Source organism: Butyricicoccus intestinisimiae (assembly GCF_018918345.1).
GTDB lineage: Bacteria > Bacillota > Clostridia > Oscillospirales > Butyricicoccaceae > Butyricicoccus_A > Butyricicoccus_A intestinisimiae.
This window is the reverse complement of record NZ_JAHLQI010000003.1, coordinates 47,176-62,880: the sequence shown is the minus strand read 5'-3', so window position 1 is coordinate 62,880 and position 15,705 is coordinate 47,176. Positions and strand designations below refer to the sequence as shown.

The window sequence follows — 15,705 nt, the reverse complement described above, 5'->3', positions numbered from 1 at the left end:
GCAGGACGCGCGGCACATATGATAAGAAGAGTATGGCAATGCCCTGCGTGAGAAAAGAACAAGGGAGGTGAGCGTATATGGTATTCGAGAAGGTATGTAAGATTCTGGCAGACCAGTTCGGTGTGGCAGAAAATTCCCTGAATATGGACACTGCGTTCATTGAGGACCTCGGAGCAGATTCTCTGGATCTGGTCGAGCTGATGATGAGTATCGAAGAAGAGTTTGACATCGGTGAAATCGACGAGGCAGAAGCTGCCAGCATGAAGACGATTGGCGATCTGGTTCGCCGCATCGGTGAGGATGACTAAAGAACGTATGCCCTTCCTCGCTCGGAGGGAGGGCATTTATCCCATTATGACAACGAAAGGAGCGAAATCAATGGAAAAAGATGAATTGATTTATCAATTTCACGACACAGGACTGCTGACGACGGCAATGACGCATTCTTCATATGCCAATGAACATCGCGATCAGCATATCCAAAACAACGAACGCCTGGAGTTTCTTGGCGATTCCATACTGGGTCTGGTATCGGCAGATTATGTATTTCACCGTTACCCGCATGTACCGGAGGGACAGCTGACCAAGCTGCGCGCTGCGGTGGTATGTGAGCAAACACTGTATGAGGTCGCCAAGGAACTTGGGCTGGATCATTTGCTGCGGCTCGGCCGCGGCGAGGAAAACGGCGGCGGACGCAAGCGCCCGTCCATTCTTGCAGACTCTGTGGAAGCGCTGATTGGTGCCATTTATCTGGACGGCGGTTTGGAAGCGGCGCGCACGTTTATTCTGTCCTTCTTGGAGGCAAAGATTGATTTGGCAGAGCAGGGCGGCGCATTCCGCGATTACAAGACCGCGCTGCAGGAAATTGTGCAGAAAAACCGTCAGGAAACGCTGAGCTATCAGCTGAGCGGCGAGAGCGGTCCGGACCATGATAAGCGGTTTACCGTGCAGGTTCTGCTCAACAGCAATGTTTTTGCAGAGGGTACGGGACACAGCAAGAAGGAAGCCGAGCAGATGGCGGCAAAGGCTGCTCTGCAGCTCATGGGAGAAGTCAAGTAATGGCGTCTATTGTGCCGATTTTTGTCCCGCATGCGGGCTGTCCGTGTCAGTGCGTCTTTTGCAATCAGCGAACGATTGCGGGACAAAAGCAGCGCATGACACCGGCACAGGCGCGCGAGATTTTACAACACGCACATGCCATTCTGCCTGCGGGAAATATCCCGCAGGCAGCTTTTTATGGCGGCAGCTTTACGGCGATTCCCGTGGAACAACAGGAGGAGCTGCTCGCCGTCACGGATGAATTTTTTGCGGCGGGAAAGATTTCTTCTGTTCGCATCTCTACACGGCCGGATGCGATAGACGAAGAAATTTTATCGCGCATGAAGCGGCATCATGTGACTGTGATTGAGCTGGGTGCACAGTCCATGGATGACACGGTGCTGCAAAATGCCCGCCGCGGACACACGGCGGCGAATACCGAACGCGCCGCAGCGCTGATTCGGCGGGCGGGCATCTCGCTCATTTTACAGACAATGGCGGGGCTTCCGGGAGATACGCGGGAGACGGTTCGATACACGGCGCAGTGCATTGCGGCGCTCAAGCCGGATGGGGTGCGCATTTATCCGGTTGCTGTTTTGCCGAACACGCCGCTGTATGACGACTGGCAGGCGGGACGCTATCAGCCGCTGGATGTGGAGACTGCCGCGGTCTGGTGCGCGGATATGCTGGAGATTTTTGAGCGGGAACACATTCCGGTCATTCGCGTCGGGCTAAACCCGACCGAGGAGCTGGACAGCACGGTTGTGGCAGGTGCCTATCATCCGGCAATGGGAGAGCTGGCGTATGGAGAACTGTGGTATCGCCGGCTGTGTCGGCACATCCAAATGACAGGCGAGCGGACGATTTCTGTTGCGCCGCGTGAGCTGTCGCGGGCGATCGGACACAAGAAAAGAAATCTTCTTCGGCTGCGGGAACAGTTTGGCGCCGTGCACATCGTTGCGCAATAGAAATCCTGCACAACATATAGACAGAAACACGGTACGATGCCGTGTTTCTTTTTTTGCGCTGACATTGCATTGACAGGCAAAACATGGTATGCTATAAAATAGAATTCATATCGGCAAGTGCCGGTGAAATGAGGTATAAGAGGTAGCTGCGTGTATTTAAAATCACTGGAATTACAGGGCTTTAAGTCGTTTCCGGACAAGACAACCATTCGGTTTTCTGACGGCATGACGGCGATTGTCGGCCCGAATGGAAGCGGAAAATCAAATATTTCTGATGCAATCCGTTGGGTGCTGGGAGAACAGTCTACCAAGAGCCTGCGCGGTGCAAAAATGGAAGATGTGGTGTTTGGCGGCACGGCGCGGCGCGGTGCCATGGGCGCGGCGCAGGTCACGCTGATTCTGGACAACTCTGCCGGACAATTTCCGGTCGAGGCGGCGGAGGTCATGGTCACCCGCAAATATTTCCGTTCCGGTGAGAGCGAATATTACTTGAATCGGAAACGCGTGCGCCTGCGCGACATTCGCGATGTGTTCATGGATACCGGTTTGGGACATGACGGCTATTCCATCATCGGACAGGGTCGTATTGATGAGATTTTGGCGACAAAAAGCACGGATCGCCGAGAAGTCTTTGAAGAAGCGGCAGGCGTGACGCGATTCCGTACCCGCAAAGAAGAAGCGGAGCGAAAACTGGATCAGACAGCGGAAAATCTGGTGCGCATCCGTGATATTTGGAATGAATTGGATGCGCGTTCCGGCCCGCTGGAAAAACAGGCACAGAGCGCCAAAAAATATATGGAGCTGCGCGATGCGCTGCGGCTGCATGAGATTTCTCTGTGGCTGGATACGCTGGACGGCATGCAGGACGCGAAAAAGAACAGCGATGCCGCGCGCATTGAAGCGGAGGAAAAGCTGGAAGCCGTGCGGGAACAGCAAAAGCAGCAGTATGCGCGTTCCGAGCAGCTGTCCGAGCAGATGCGGCAGTCGGACATTCAGACCGAACAGCTGCAAGTGCAGCTGGCACGCGAAGAAGAACAGGCGGGCGAGCTTTCACGTCAGATGGCGGTGCTCGCAGAGAGCCGCCGCAATGCCGCCGAAAACATCGGCTTGGCAAAGGGACAGCTGGAAGCACAGCAGGAGCAGAGCAGTGCGCTGCTTGTGCAGCTGCAGGCGCGTCAGCAGAGACTGACCGATTTGCAGCTGCAAATACACAGCAAAAACGCTGCATATACGCAAAAACAGACGGAAATACAACAATTGACACAGCGCATGGACGGCGGACAGCAGGAAACACAAAAATTGCGTCTGCACGCGGACGAGGTTGGAGAACAGCTGTTTGCCGTGCAGGCGGATGTTCGTGCCGTACAGGCGCAATTGGAATCGCTGCATCAGCGGGAACGGCATGTCGGAGATGACGTGCGCAGTGCGCAGCAGCGAACCGGACAAGAGCAGCAGGCACAGCAGTCCATGCAGGATGAGCTGGAGCATCTGCGCCGCAGTATCAAACAGGCGGAGTTAGAGCATAAAACTCGTCATGACGCCGCACAGGAAGCGGGCTTGGCGTTGCACGCCGCGCGCAATGCGCACCAAAAGCTCAAATCCGAGCTGACAGACAGTGAAAACCGTGTGCGGATGCTGACCGAGCTGCAGCGCGACTATGAAGGATTTTCGCGCGCAGTCAAGCTGGTTATGAATCAGGCGTCCAGTGGCGCCCTCAAGGGCGTGCGTGGGCCGCTGTCCTCACTCATCCATGTGTCGGATCGCTATGTCACAGCGGTGGAAACGGCGCTGGGTGCAGCTGCTGCCAATATCATTGTCGAGTGTGCGGAAGACGGCAAAAAAGCCATTCAAATGCTCAAGCGCCGTGACGGCGGCCGCGCGACATTTTTGCCGATGGACACGATTCGTCCGCAGTCGCTGCGCGAAACCGCCTTGGAACATCAAGCGGGTTTTTGCGGCGTGGCGGCGGATCTGGTCGAATGTGAAGCGGATTACCGCGACATCGTGGACAATGCTCTCGGCAGAACCGTTGTGGCGGAGGATATGGACTGTGCGTTGGCAATTGCCAGACAGTACCGCAACCGCTTCCGCATTGTCACACGCGATGGGCAGCTCATCAACGCGGGCGGCTCCATGACGGGCGGCTCTGCGGGCAGATCGTCGGGTATTCTGTCGCGCGCCAATCAGCTGGAGCAATGGCAGGAGAAAGTCCGTGTGCAGCGCAAAAAGCTGCAGGAAATCTCCGAGCAGGGCAGAGATTTGGCAGACCGCGTGCGCGACGCGGAACAGGAGACCGAACAAACCGCGGTTCAGCTGCGGGAATTGCAGCAGAAGCTTGCGGCGCTCTCCGCACAGACCAAACAGCATCAGCTGTTGTTGGACAGCGTGCGGCAGACCGAACAGCAGTTCCGCGCCGAGCAGGAGACTGCCGGAAAGCAAAAGCAGCAATTGCAGGATCAATTGGAAGCGCTGCAATTGCAGACAGAGCAATTGGAACAGCAGCGCGGACAAGCACTCGAAGATTTGGCCAAGGCTGCCGGACAAGCGCAGGAGACCGAACAGCAGATGGCCGTGCTGACGCGCGACGCCTCGCAGCTGTATACGCAGCTGGCGCAGGCACAGACCGAATGTGATACGGTCAAGCAGGCACTGGACGATTTGCAGCAGATGGCGGATACAACCCGCCAGACGGCAGCCGATCACGAGCGCCGCATTGCGGAATACGAACAGACCATTGTGCAGGCGGATGCCCAGCGCACCCAGCTGGAACAGGCGAGCGAACAGAGCGGACTGCGCACCGGTCAGCTGCGCGTGCAGCTGCAGGAGTGCGGACAAAACCGCATGCGGTTGGAGAAAAATAAAACAGAAACAGAAAAACAGGCGCGGGAAATTGGAAATGAAATCGTGTCGTTGGAACGCCGGCACGCGGAAGCGGAGGCGGATGCTCATCGAATCCACAGCGAAGAACAGCAGATTCTGGATAAAATGTGGGAAAACTACGAGCTGACGCCGACGGCGGCGCGTCCAATGGCACATGAGATAGCCGACCGGCAGGAAGAAGAAAAGACGGCGGCATCGCTGCGCCGCTCTATCAAATCGCTGGGGCCAGTCAATCTCGCTGCCATTGAGGAGTTTTCCGAGTTAAGCGAGAGATTGGTGTTCCTGACCGAACAGAAGGACGATTTGGAACAGGCGGAGCGTGAACTGCGCGGCATCATTGAAAAGCTGACCGAGCAGATGAAGGAAATCTTCGCGGCATCGTTTGCACAGCTCAATCGGTATTTTGGTGAAACGTTTCAGGAAATTTTCGGCGGCGGCAGTGCAGAGCTTGCACTGGAGGACGAAACCGATATTCTTGGCTGCGGCATTGAAATTCGTGTCACGCCGCCGGGAAAAACACTCAAAAACTTGTCGCTGCTGTCAGGCGGCGAAAAGGCGTTTGTTGCAATTGCGCTGTACTTTGCCATTTTGAAGGTTCGTCCGACACCGTTCTGCGTGCTGGATGAGATTGAGGCGGCGCTGGATGATGTCAATGTCACACGGTTTGCGCAGTATTTGCACCGATTGTCCGACAAGACGCAGTTCATCGTCATCACACACCGCCGCGGCACAATGGAAGAAGCCAATATGCTGTACGGTGTCACGATGCAGGAACGCGGTGTTTCCAAGCTGCTCATGCTCAATATCGAAGATGTCGAAAAAGAAATGGACATGGAGATTAAATAAAAGGGGATAGAAAAAATCATGGATCGAATTGCAGTTTTGATTCCGTGTTATAACGAGAGTCAGACGATTACAAAGGTTGTCACGGACTTCCGCAAGACGCTTCCGGAAGCGGTTATTTATGTATACGACAACAATTCTACGGACGGAACCGATGAGCTGGCGCGCAAGGCGGGCGCAGTGGTTCGATACGAATACCAGCAGGGCAAGGGCAATGTCGTGCGCCGCATGTTTCAGGAAGTAGAAGCAGACTGCTATATCATGGTGGACGGCGATGACACGTATCCGGCTGTGCATGCGCGCGAGATGGCGGATAAAGTCCTGCAGCGCAATGCGGATATGGTTGTGGGTGACCGCTTGTCCTCCACATATTTTACCGAAAATAAGCGCCGCTTTCACAATTCCGGCAATACGTTCGTGCGCAAATCCATCAACTGGCTGTTTCACAACAGCATCAAGGACATTATGACGGGATACCGCGCGTTCAGCTATCGCTTTGTCAAGACGTTTCCGGTGCTCTCGCACGGGTTTGAGATTGAAACCGAGATGAGCATTCATGCAGTGGATAAAAACTTGGCGGTGGAAAACGTCATTATTGACTATCAGGATCGGCCGGAGGGCAGCGAATCCAAGCTCAATACGGTGTCGGACGGCATGAAGGTGCTGCGCACGATTGCGCGGCTGTTCCGCTGCTATCAGCCGCAGAAGTTCTTTGGCGCAATTGCGGCACTGTTGCTCATCATCAGCCTGCTGTTTTTCGTTCCGATTTTGTGCACCTATTTTGCAGACGGCTTGGTTCCGCGTTTTCCGACGCTGGTTGTGTGCGGATTTACCGCGCTGGCTGCCGTACAGTGCTTTTTTGCAGGCATGCAGCTGCAGAACATTGTGCAGAAGAACAAGCAGGATTTTGAGATGCAGCTGCAGCGCGCGATGAAGGAGCAGAGAGAAGCACATGAAGAAACTCATTGATCAAATTATGCGCTTCGGCATTGTCGGCGTTCTGGCGTTTTTTATTGATTATGGCGTCATGGTTGCGCTGACCGAGCTGTTCGGCGTTTATTATCTGCTGTCTGCGTGCATTTCGTTCACGGTTTCGGTTATCTTTAACTATGTGTGCAGCATGAAATTTGTGTTCACACGCAGAGAGGACATCAGCCGTGCGCGGGAGTTTGTGACGTTCGTGCTGCTCAGCATCATCGGATTGCTCATCAATGAAGCCATGATGTGGCTGGGTGTCAGCGTTTTGGGCATCTTCTATATGGTGACAAAGATTTTTGCAACTGCTGTCGTGATGGTCTGGAATTTCGTTTCGAGAAAGATCTGGCTGGAAAAAAAGGAACGGTGACCGCATGGAAAAAAAGACACAGAAAAAATTGCTGTGGCCGCTAGTCATTGCGGCACTCATGTTCGGTGCAATGATTGCGCTCGGACGAAAAATTCACTTTGCGGGCAATGTCCATCTGAGCTATACGATGAACACGTTTGACGACTTTGTATGGACGGATCTCGTTGTGTTCGCGCTGGCGGCGGTCGGTACGTTTGTGCTGCTGCTCGTGCTGGACGCACTGTACGATCGGATTGCCAGACCGGCAGACAACAAAGCATTTAACAAAAAATTGTTTATTATCTGCTTTGTCGTGCTGTGCTTGTGCTGGCTGCCGTTTTTCCTAAAAGATTTCCCGGGAACCGTTGTGGGAGATTCGTTTCATTCCGTCAATCAGGGACTCGGCGTCAAGCGAATCGGCAACCATTTTTTGGTGTTCTACACGCTGTTTGTGGCGATTTTTTTGCGAATCGGCGCGGCGTTTGGCAGCATCATGCTCGGCGTATTCTTGTATTCGCTGACGCAGTATCTTGTTATGGCGGCCGTGTACGCACGGTTTTTGGCATGGCTGGACAGCAAGGGCGTCAAGCGCTGGTATCTTGTTTTGGCGCTGGCATTCTTTGCCATTCCACAGTCGTTTGCGATGTATGCGGTCATTATGTGGAAAGATCCGCTGTTTACGGCGTTTTTGCTGTTTCTCACGATGATGCTGTTTGACGCGGTGCAATCGCGCGGGGCGCTGTTTCAGGATAAGAAATTTGTGGTCAAATGGGTGCTGCTGCTGCTCGGCACGATTTTCTTCCGCAACAACGGCTTGTATATCGTCATCGGTATTTTTGTCCTGCTGCTGTTTGCCTATCGAAAGCAGGCAAAGCGCGTGCTCATCGCAACCCTTTGCGTGATTATCGCCGCGCGTATCATCGTCGGTCCGGTCTATGATGCGTTGCGCATCGAAAAGGACTCTGTGGTGGAATCCGTAGGCATTCCGCTGCAGCAGATGGCATATGTCGCAGTATACGGCGGAGAAATGAACGAGACCGAGTATGCATCGGTGACCAAGCTCATGCCGATAGAAGAATATAAGCGCGTCTATACGCCGTGCATTGTAGACACCATCAAATGGGATTATGATTATTTTGACCGCAGCTATTTGGATACCCAAACCGGCGAGGTGCTCAAGAATTGGGCAACCATCGGCGTGAAAAACTTTCCGGCTTATGTCAAGGCATACTGCTTGGAGACGTTCGGATACTGGAAAATCGGCGCGCGCAACAGCAATGGCGACATGATGGAAGGCATCATAGAAAATGTCTATGGGTACGATTTGTATACCATCAATTTGCTGCAAAAGCTGCCGGGCGGTGCGGTTCTTGAACGCATGCAGGCGGCGCTGCAGTTCCACTTCAGTGCAGGCACGCTGTTTGCGCTGTGGGTGCTGTGTCTGGCGCTGCTGCTGCGGCGCAGGGCGTATAAGCTCGCTTTGGTGCTTGCGCCGGGCGCATTTTTGTGGATTACTTTGATGCTGGCGGCACCGGTCGCATTCAGCATGCGGTATGTATATTTGCTCTTGGTGGCGTTCCCACTGATTCCGCTGCTGCCGATGTGGACAAAAGACGAGCAGTCGTGACAGAAAACTCCCAAAGGATTTAGAAAAAAGAAGGCTTAACAATCTATGCACACGCAACAGGAAAAGCAGAAAAAAGCTTGGTGGCCGTTTGTTCTTGCCGCTTTGATGTTCGGTACAATGCTTGCGCTGGGGCGCAAGATACAGTTCAGCGGAGATGTACACGCGAGTTATACGCACAATACGTTTGATGACTTTGCGTGGACAGATCTGGCAGTATTTGCAGCAGCGGCTGTCGGCGCTTTCGTGCTGCTGCTCGCCGTGGATCGGCTGTATGACGCGTTTGCCCAGCCGCTCAAACGCAAGGCGTTTGATAAAAAACTGTTTGTGATTTGTTTTGCCGTGCTGTGCCTGTGCTGGCTGCCGTTTTTTCTCAAGGATTTTCCGGGCTCTGTTCTGGGAGATTCATTTGGCTCCATACAGCAGGCACTCGGAGATGCAGCGTTTTCCAATCATTTTCCCGTTGTATACACGCTGTTTGTGGGGATTTTTCTCAAGATTGGCGCTGCAATAGGCAGTTTGACCGGAGGCGTTTTCCTGTACTCGCTGACGCAGTATGTGCTGCTGGCCGCAGCGTATGCATATTTCTTGACATGGCTGGACAGCAAAGGAGTCAGACGATGGTATATCATCGCATCGCTGCTCTTTTTTGCAATCCCGCAGACATTCGCCATGCAGGCGGTGGTTATGTGGAAGGATCCGCTGTTTACGGCATTTCTGCTGCTGCTGACCATGCAGCTGGCGGACGCCGCGCAATCGCAGGGAAAATTGCTGTGCAATCAAACGTTTTTGGTCAAATGGGTGCTGCTGCTGCTCGGAATTATCTTCTTTCGCAACAATGGCTTGTATATTGCGGCGGGGCTGCTCGTGCTGCTGCCGATTGTCTATCGCAGGCAGGCAAAACGCGTATGTCTGGCGACATTGAGCGTCATCGTTGCTTCGTGCATTGTCACAGGGCCGATCTATACCGCCTGCGGTGTGGAAAAAGACTCTGTCGTGGAGTCGCTCGGCGTGCCGATTCAGCAGATGGCGTATGTAGTCACACATGACGGAGAGATGAACGATACCGAGCGCGAGGCGGTGACATCGCTGCTGCCGGAAGAAGAATACAAGCGCGTCTATACACCGTGCTTGGTTGATTCTATCAAATGGGACTATGGACATTTTGACGATTATTATTTGGAACACAACACCGTTCACCTGCTCAAGTGCTGGGGAACCATGTGTTTGAAAAATTTCCCTTCGTATGTCAAGGCATATTGTCTGGAGACGTTTGGCTACTGGAAAATCGGTGCGCGCAACGGCTATGGAGATATGGTGGCGGGCATTTCCGAGGGAGAAGGATGGGATGTCTACGACCTGCACACGACGGATGTGCTGCAGCGCCTGCCGGGCGGTGCATGGCTCAGCGCGGTGCAGGACAAGCTGCAAATTCATTTCAGCATCGGCACGCTGTTTGCGCTGTGGGTGCTGGAACTGGCGCTGCTGCTTCGGCGCAAGGCATACCCGTTTGCTTTGGTACTTGCGCCGGGTGCTCTGTTGTGGCTGACGTTGATGCTGGCCGCACCGGTTGCATTTGGCGTGCGATATGCATATCTGCTTTTGGCAGGCTTTCCGCTGATTCCGGTTGTTCCGGTGCTTGCGGGAAACAAAAATCAACAGGAGGAAAAATAACCATGGGATTTTTTGATAAAATCAAACGAGGACTGAAAAAAACCAGCGATGCGGTCAGTGAATCCATCGGTGATGTCATGGCGGCATTCGTCAAGGTGGACGAGGACTTGCTGGAGGAGCTGGAAGAAGCCATGATCCTTGCGGATCTCGGCGCATCGACCGCATCGCGCGCCGTAGATGAGCTGCGCGACCGCGCCAAGCATCAGCATATTAACACGAAAGAAGAGCTGCGCGATGTGCTGTGCGACATTCTCAGCGAGATGATGCAGGAGGACAGTGCGCTGGATATTTCCAAAAAACCGGCAGTCATTCTGGTCATTGGCGTCAACGGTGTCGGCAAGACCACGACGATTGGCAAGCTGGCAGCATCGTACACGGCGCAGGGCATGCGCGTCATGCTGTCCGCGGCGGACACGTTCCGCGCGGCTGCGGCGGATCAGCTGGAAATCTGGGCGCAGCGCGCCGGTGCGGACATTGTGCGCCACGGCGAAGGTGCAGATCCAGCCGCTGTTGTGTTTGATTCTATCGCGGCAGCAAAAGCGCGCAATTGCGATGTCATCATTGTGGATACCGCAGGACGCCTGCACAACAAGGCGAACCTGATGAACGAGCTGAACAAAATTGACCGTGTGATTACGCGTGAGCTGCCGGACAGCAGCCGCGAGACGCTGCTGGTGCTGGACGCGACGACGGGACAAAATGCCGTCTCTCAGGCAGAACAGTTCAATAAAGTGGCAAAACTGACCGGTATTGTGCTGACCAAATTGGACGGCACCGCCAAGGGCGGCATTGTCGTTGCGATTTCCGCAGGACTCGGCGTACCAGTGAAGTATGTCGGCGTCGGTGAGGGCATTGACGATTTGATGCCGTTTGAGAGAGCGGCATTTGTCGAGGCACTGCTGCCGACAGAGGAATTGGATGAAACAGATGAGATAGAGGAAGAACCGGAAGGAGAAGAAAACTAATGGCAAGACCGGATTTACGGCGCAACGATGAGATGCGCAAAGTCAAGATTATAAAGGATTATACGATGTATGCAGAAGGCTCCGTGCTCATTTGCGTGGGCAACACCAAGGTTATCTGCAATGCTTCGGTAGAGGAAAATGTTCCGCCGCATGTCAAGGGAACCGGCAAGGGCTGGGTCACGGCGGAATATAACATGCTGCCGCGCGCAACCAACACGAGAAACCGCCGCGATATTTCCAAGCTCAAGCTCAACGGCAGAAGTGCGGAGATTCAGCGCCTGATCGGACGTTCGCTGCGCGCCGTGACCGATATGGAGGCACTGGGCGAGAGACAGATTACCGTGGACTGTGATGTCATTCAGGCGGACGGCGGCACGCGCTGCGCTTCTATCACGGGCGGTTTTGTCGCGCTGTGGCTGGCGTGCAAAAAGCTGGTTGATGAAGGCGTCATTGCGAAGATGCCGCTGACCGGACAGGTGGCAGCGGTTTCGGTTGGCATCTGGGAGGACGAACCGATTCTGGATCTGGCTTATGCGGAGGACTCGCATGCCATTGTGGATGCCAATTTTGTCATGACCGAAAAGGCGGAGTTCGTTGAAATTCAGGGCACCGGTGAGGGCCGCCCGTTTACCAAGGAAGAGCTGAACAAGCTGATGAGTCTGGCACGCCGCGGAACCGGCAAGCTGTGCCGCGAACAGAGAAAGATCACAGGTGATCTCGGATGAAGATCGTACTCGCATCACATAATAAGGGAAAGATTCAAGAAGTGACCGACATCCTCGCGCCGTTTGGCATCGAGGTGGAGCCGATTCCGGAGGATTTTCCGGAAATCGAGGAGGACGGCGATTCCTTCGAGGAAAATGCAAAAATTAAGGCACGTGCCGTGTGCAAGGCAACCGGCCTGCCGGCTGTCGGCGATGACTCCGGTTTGGTCATTGATGCACTGGACGGCTTTCCGGGCATTCATTCTGCGCGATGGGCAGGACCAAATGTCAGCGCGCATGAGAAAAATCAGCTGCTCATTGAAAAGATGCTGCCGATTCCGGAGGACGAGCGCGGCGCACAGTTCGTGTGTGTGGCAGCGTGTGTTTTTCCGGACGGACGAGAGCTGTCTGTGCGCGGTCAGTGCCGCGGCACGATTCTCAGCGAAGAACACGGCACCGGCGGATTCGGATATGATCCGATTTTCTGCGTGCCGGAATACGGCTGCACCTTCGGGGAGCTGGCATCCGATGTAAAGAATTCCATTTCGCACCGCGCCCGCGCATTTACGGCACTGGGCAGTGCGCTCAAACAATATGCAGAAGAAGGAGAATAAACATATGCTGACAAGCAAACAGCGTGCGCGCCTGCGCGCAATGGCAAACACACTGAACGACACGGTACTCATCGGCAAGGAGGGCATCACGGATGCTGTCATTGCACAGACCGAAGAAGTGCTGGAGAAGCACGAGCTGATCAAGATTAAGGTTCTGGAGACCGCGATGATGACCGCAAAGGAAGTACAGGCAGAGCTGTGCGATGCGCTGGACGCAGAGCCGGTACAGTGCATCGGCACCAAGACTGTGATCTTCCGCGTGGCACGCGAGCCGGAAAATCGTCACATTGACCCGAACGCATGATGCGGATCGGCATTATGGGCGGGACGTTTAACCCGCCGCACAATGGACATCTGCACGCCGCGCAGCAGGCGGTAAAAGCGTTACAGTTTGACCGCCTGCTGCTCATTCCCGATAACATTCCGCCGCACAAGACCATGCCGGAGCATTCGGCTACCAGCATGCAGCGCTTGGAAATGACGCGCTGCATGGCGGAAGAAATTCCGCATGCGCAGGTCACGGATATGGAATTGACGCGCGGCGGCCGGAGCTATACCGTTGACACCCTGCGCCGCCTCAAAGAAACCTATCCGGACAGCATCCTGTATTTTATTATGGGAACCGATATGCTGCTCAGCTTTGACCGCTGGCGGGAGCCGGAAAATATTTGCCGTCTGGCACATCTCGTTGTCATTGCGCGCGACGAGTGCGACCGCCGCGCGATTGCACGCAAGGCGTCTTGGCTCGAGCAGACGTGGCAGGCACAGGTGGAAATTGTGGATTGTCCGGCTCTGCCGGTCTCCTCGACAGAGATCCGCGCAGACCGCGCGCGATGCCGCGAGATGGTTCCGGAAAAGGTCTTTGCGTATATTACGGCGCATCAGCTTTATTTTTGAATACATACGGGATTCAGATACAGAACGGAGGATAACCATGCTTTATACAGATGAGACAAGACGAGATATCCTTTCCCGCCTGTCAGGCTACCGGCTCAAGCACACACTCGGCTGTGAAAAAGCTGCGAGAATGCTTGCACAGAAATACGGCGCAGACGAAGACAAATGTGCCTTTGCCATGCTGCTGCACGACATTACCAAGAACTTTTCTCAGGAAGAGCAGTTGAACTTGTGCGAAAAATACGGTATAATACCCAATGATGTTGAAAAAGAGGAATGGAAGACGCTGCACGGGAAAACAGCGGCTGCCATTGCGAAAGATGTGTACGGCGCACCGGATGATGTCGTTCATGCGATTGCCTATCATACGACCGGCTGCGCACAGATGAACCTGCTGGATAAAATCGTCTATATGGCGGATTACATAGAAGAAAACCGCACATTTGAGGGCGTAAAAACTGCTCGCAAGCTGGCAGCACGCAGCTTGGATCAGGCACTTCTGTACGGAATGAACGCATCGCTGCGTGAGCTGGTACAGAGGGGAAAGCTGATTCAGCTGGATACCGTGCGCGCACGGAATTGGCTGATGGAGCAGATGCAGGAGCCGAACGGATGAATGGGACGAGTGGTGTATGAAAAAAAAGCGTAACAAACAGCTGAATCGAATATTAGCTGTGCTGATTATCGTGGCAGCTGTCTGCGTAGGCGGATATTTTGCCTTCTGTTTCTGGGTGAACGCATCCGGCATGATTACGGGAGAAGACGCAAAGGTCGATCAGGGATCGGCGATTGTCGTCAACGGTGCGAATCGTCGGGAAGGCGTGTTCTCGCTTCTCATCTGCGCGACGGATGAAGAAGAAAAACGCACGGACTCCATGATGCTGCTCGTGTTTGACACCAAAAACAAAAAGGCCAATATTCTCAATATTCCGCGCGATTCGCTGGTGGATTGTGACCGCACGGGTGCCGGAAGAAAAATCAACGCGGCATATGCCTACGGCGTTGATGAGATGATGGACGAAGTGAGCACGGTCATTGGCTTCCGGCCGGACAAATATCTGGTCGCAAATTTCGACGCCATCGCAAAGATTGTCGATGTCGTTGGCGGCGTGGATTACGATGTTCCGTTTGATATGTCTTATCATGATGCATCACAGGATCTTTCCATTGAATTCAAAAAGGGCGAGCAGCACTTGAACGGCAAGCAGGTTGTCGAGTATCTGCGCTGGCGTCACAACGATGACGGCACGGGATATGATGACGGCGATATTGGCCGCGTGACCAAGCTGCAGGACTTTTTGGTGACGGTTGGCGGCGCTGTGCTGCAGCCGAGCAATATTCTAAAGATTCCGGAAATCGCGTCTGCGGTGACGGAAAACGTCAAGACGGATTTGTCCACTTCACAGATTCTTTGGATCGGCATGCAGGGCATGAAGATGGACATGAAGCAGGATGTCAAGATGGAGACGCTGTACGGCGACTCTGCCCGCGTCAACTTTGGTTTGGATATTTGGTTCTATATTCTCGATGAGGATATGATCATTGACCAAATCAACAAGAGCTTCAATCCGTACACGTATGAGCTGACGGAGGACGATTTTGACATCGTCACCCCGAAAACGTATGGTATTTACAGCGAGGACTGGAGACAGGAAAAGGCGCTGCGCTACCAGACGTATAAAAATGAGAAAAAGAAGTCTGCAAAACAGGGCAGCGGCAGCGCTTCCGTGGCAGACGATGAATAAATAGAACGGTTCTGCCGTGTGGCAGATAAAGGAGTTACAACGTATGCCGAATACGACAAGAGATTATGTCAAGGCCATGGTCAACGCCATGGACAGCAAGCGCGGCGAAGATATTCAGGTGCTCAAGGTAGCGGATCTGACTTCGATCGCAGAGTACTTTGTTATTTGCAGCGCAACCAGCACCACACAGGTAAAGACGCTCGCAGACGAAGTAGAGTTTAAGCTCAAGACCGATTATGAGGTGATGCCGCATCACGTAGAGGGACACGACTCTGCAAGCTGGATTCTGCTGGATTACGGCTTTGCACTCGTTCATGTCTTTTTGGAGTCGGCACGCGAGTTCTACGGCTTGGAAAAGCTGTGGAAGGATGCGGTTGCCATTCCGCTGGAAGAGCTGTAAATACTGCATATTTTTTCGCATAGATCAAA

Annotated in this window: 16 protein-coding genes; all 16 read left to right on the top strand. The window is 53.8% G+C overall.

The features are described 5' to 3' along the window. Positions 1–77: 77 nt before the first annotated feature. Entirely contained in the window at positions 78–308 is a 231-nt protein-coding gene (gene acpP, locus KQI75_RS06860) for an acyl carrier protein (protein WP_216470003.1), read from the top strand. 70 nt (positions 309–378) lie between these two features. Further along, complete coding sequence (rnc, locus tag KQI75_RS06855; RefSeq protein ID WP_216470002.1) at positions 379–1,059, top strand: ribonuclease III; 681 nt, start codon at positions 379–381, stop codon at positions 1,057–1,059. Further along, the gene (locus KQI75_RS06850; protein WP_216470001.1) at positions 1,059–2,006 is read left to right on the top strand and encodes an elongator complex protein 3; all 948 of its coding nucleotides are present in this window, start codon (positions 1,059–1,061) and stop codon (positions 2,004–2,006) included. Before rnc ends, KQI75_RS06850 begins: the two co-directional genes overlap by 1 nt. A 150-nt stretch (positions 2,007–2,156) precedes the next feature. Then, the gene (gene smc, locus KQI75_RS06845; RefSeq protein ID WP_216470000.1) at positions 2,157–5,732 is read left to right on the top strand and encodes a chromosome segregation protein SMC; all 3,576 of its coding nucleotides are present in this window, start codon (positions 2,157–2,159) and stop codon (positions 5,730–5,732) included. A gap of 18 nt (positions 5,733–5,750) precedes the next feature. Next, positions 5,751–6,698, top strand: a complete 948-nt coding sequence (locus tag KQI75_RS06840; protein WP_216469999.1) for a glycosyltransferase family 2 protein — start codon at positions 5,751–5,753, stop codon at positions 6,696–6,698. Then, positions 6,682–7,074: a GtrA family protein gene (locus tag KQI75_RS06835; protein WP_216469998.1), complete on the top strand. Its 393-nt coding sequence runs from the start codon at positions 6,682–6,684 to the stop codon at positions 7,072–7,074. Before KQI75_RS06840 ends, KQI75_RS06835 begins: the two co-directional genes overlap by 17 nt. Positions 7,075–7,078: 4 nt before the next feature. After that, the gene (locus KQI75_RS06830) at positions 7,079–8,680 is read left to right on the top strand and encodes a DUF6020 family protein (RefSeq protein ID WP_216469997.1); all 1,602 of its coding nucleotides are present in this window, start codon (positions 7,079–7,081) and stop codon (positions 8,678–8,680) included. 45 nt (positions 8,681–8,725) lie between these two features. Further along, complete coding sequence (locus tag KQI75_RS06825; protein ID WP_216469996.1) at positions 8,726–10,351, top strand: DUF6020 family protein; 1,626 nt, start codon at positions 8,726–8,728, stop codon at positions 10,349–10,351. Positions 10,352–10,353: 2 nt separating this feature from the next. Beyond that, positions 10,354–11,316, top strand: coding sequence for a signal recognition particle-docking protein FtsY (gene ftsY, locus KQI75_RS06820; protein ID WP_216469995.1), 963 nt, complete (start codon positions 10,354–10,356; stop codon positions 11,314–11,316). Further along, complete coding sequence (gene rph / locus KQI75_RS06815) at positions 11,316–12,041, top strand: ribonuclease PH (RefSeq protein ID WP_216469994.1); 726 nt, start codon at positions 11,316–11,318, stop codon at positions 12,039–12,041. The genes ftsY and rph overlap by 1 nt, the downstream gene beginning before the upstream one ends. Next, a complete protein-coding gene (rdgB, locus tag KQI75_RS06810; protein WP_216469993.1) occupies positions 12,038–12,634 on the top strand; it encodes an RdgB/HAM1 family non-canonical purine NTP pyrophosphatase in 597 nt (198 codons plus the stop codon). Before rph ends, rdgB begins: the two co-directional genes overlap by 4 nt. Positions 12,635–12,638: 4 nt before the next feature. Beyond that, positions 12,639–12,938: a YhbY family RNA-binding protein gene (locus tag KQI75_RS06805; RefSeq protein WP_216469992.1), complete on the top strand. Its 300-nt coding sequence runs from the start codon at positions 12,639–12,641 to the stop codon at positions 12,936–12,938. Next, complete coding sequence (gene nadD, locus KQI75_RS06800; protein WP_216469991.1) at positions 12,935–13,531, top strand: nicotinate-nucleotide adenylyltransferase; 597 nt, start codon at positions 12,935–12,937, stop codon at positions 13,529–13,531. Before KQI75_RS06805 ends, nadD begins: the two co-directional genes overlap by 4 nt. Positions 13,532–13,568: 37 nt before the next feature. After that, a complete protein-coding gene (gene yqeK / locus KQI75_RS06795; RefSeq protein ID WP_216469990.1) occupies positions 13,569–14,147 on the top strand; it encodes a bis(5'-nucleosyl)-tetraphosphatase (symmetrical) YqeK in 579 nt (192 codons plus the stop codon). A gap of 16 nt (positions 14,148–14,163) precedes the next feature. Then, positions 14,164–15,276, top strand: coding sequence for an LCP family protein (locus KQI75_RS06790; protein ID WP_216469989.1), 1,113 nt, complete (start codon positions 14,164–14,166; stop codon positions 15,274–15,276). A gap of 43 nt (positions 15,277–15,319) precedes the next feature. Beyond that, positions 15,320–15,676: a ribosome silencing factor gene (gene rsfS, locus KQI75_RS06785; RefSeq protein WP_216469988.1), complete on the top strand. Its 357-nt coding sequence runs from the start codon at positions 15,320–15,322 to the stop codon at positions 15,674–15,676. Positions 15,677–15,705: the final 29 nt, after the last annotated feature.

Coding starts and splice junctions, on each gene's coding strand:
- acpP (WP_216470003.1), top strand. CDS start 78: ATGGTATTCGAGAAGGTATGTAAGATTCTGGCAGACCAGTTCGGTGTG.
- rnc (WP_216470002.1), top strand. CDS start 379: ATGGAAAAAGATGAATTGATTTATCAATTTCACGACACAGGACTGCTG.
- KQI75_RS06850 (WP_216470001.1), top strand. CDS start 1,059: ATGGCGTCTATTGTGCCGATTTTTGTCCCGCATGCGGGCTGTCCGTGT.
- KQI75_RS06840 (WP_216469999.1), top strand. CDS start 5,751: ATGGATCGAATTGCAGTTTTGATTCCGTGTTATAACGAGAGTCAGACG.
- KQI75_RS06835 (WP_216469998.1), top strand. CDS start 6,682: ATGAAGAAACTCATTGATCAAATTATGCGCTTCGGCATTGTCGGCGTT.
- KQI75_RS06830 (WP_216469997.1), top strand. CDS start 7,079: ATGGAAAAAAAGACACAGAAAAAATTGCTGTGGCCGCTAGTCATTGCG.
- KQI75_RS06825 (WP_216469996.1), top strand. CDS start 8,726: ATGCACACGCAACAGGAAAAGCAGAAAAAAGCTTGGTGGCCGTTTGTT.
- ftsY (WP_216469995.1), top strand. CDS start 10,354: ATGGGATTTTTTGATAAAATCAAACGAGGACTGAAAAAAACCAGCGAT.
- rph (WP_216469994.1), top strand. CDS start 11,316: ATGGCAAGACCGGATTTACGGCGCAACGATGAGATGCGCAAAGTCAAG.
- rdgB (WP_216469993.1), top strand. CDS start 12,038: ATGAAGATCGTACTCGCATCACATAATAAGGGAAAGATTCAAGAAGTG.
- KQI75_RS06805 (WP_216469992.1), top strand. CDS start 12,639: ATGCTGACAAGCAAACAGCGTGCGCGCCTGCGCGCAATGGCAAACACA.
- nadD (WP_216469991.1), top strand. CDS start 12,935: ATGATGCGGATCGGCATTATGGGCGGGACGTTTAACCCGCCGCACAAT.
- yqeK (WP_216469990.1), top strand. CDS start 13,569: ATGCTTTATACAGATGAGACAAGACGAGATATCCTTTCCCGCCTGTCA.
- KQI75_RS06790 (WP_216469989.1), top strand. CDS start 14,164: ATGAAAAAAAAGCGTAACAAACAGCTGAATCGAATATTAGCTGTGCTG.
- rsfS (WP_216469988.1), top strand. CDS start 15,320: ATGCCGAATACGACAAGAGATTATGTCAAGGCCATGGTCAACGCCATG.